This is a genomic window from Acinetobacter sp. CIP 102129 (assembly GCF_000368305.1).
Taxonomy (GTDB): Bacteria; Pseudomonadota; Gammaproteobacteria; order Pseudomonadales; family Moraxellaceae; genus Acinetobacter; species Acinetobacter parvus.
This window is the reverse complement of the sequence record NZ_KB849341.1, coordinates 337,511-338,019: the sequence shown is the minus strand read 5'-3', so window position 1 is coordinate 338,019 and position 509 is coordinate 337,511. Positions and strand designations below refer to the sequence as shown.

General features: G+C 38.1%; 1 protein-coding gene. It reads left to right on the top strand.

The features are described 5' to 3' along the window. A partial coding sequence (locus F973_RS15270; RefSeq protein ID WP_004761508.1) for a ZmpA/ZmpB/ZmpC family metallo-endopeptidase-related protein occupies positions 1-509 on the top strand: 509 nt, incomplete at both ends.

Sequence of the window (509 nt, the reverse complement as noted above, 5' to 3'; positions counted from 1 at the left end):
ATAAAAATAGCTTTACAGGTTTCGACTTCGATATAATTTGGGGGAATGGTGATAATCAAACCACGCCATATCTAAAAAACCATATTGGGTCAAACAATGTCATTAATAAGAATGACACCGTAGCTGGGGCAAGCTATGCTGTAATTCAGACCTTAAATCAATTACAAGGGATGAGTGGAAACCTGAGTGGTAAATATGTACTCGGTGCAGACATCGATGCAACCGCAACATCGGGTTGGAATAATGGGCAAGGTTTTAACCCGATTGGTAACTCTTTAAATGGATTTACAGGGAAATTCGATGGTTTAAATCATACGATTTCCAAGTTAAATATTAACCGTCCAAACCAAAATGATGTCGGCTTATTTGGTCTAACCAATAACGCAACCATTCAAAATATCGGATTAATACAGGCAAATATTAAAGGCTTTTGGAGAGTTGGTGCACTTATAGGCGAGGCAAATTCTACAAACACGAGTAATGCGTTTAGTACAGGTCAAGTGAATGGT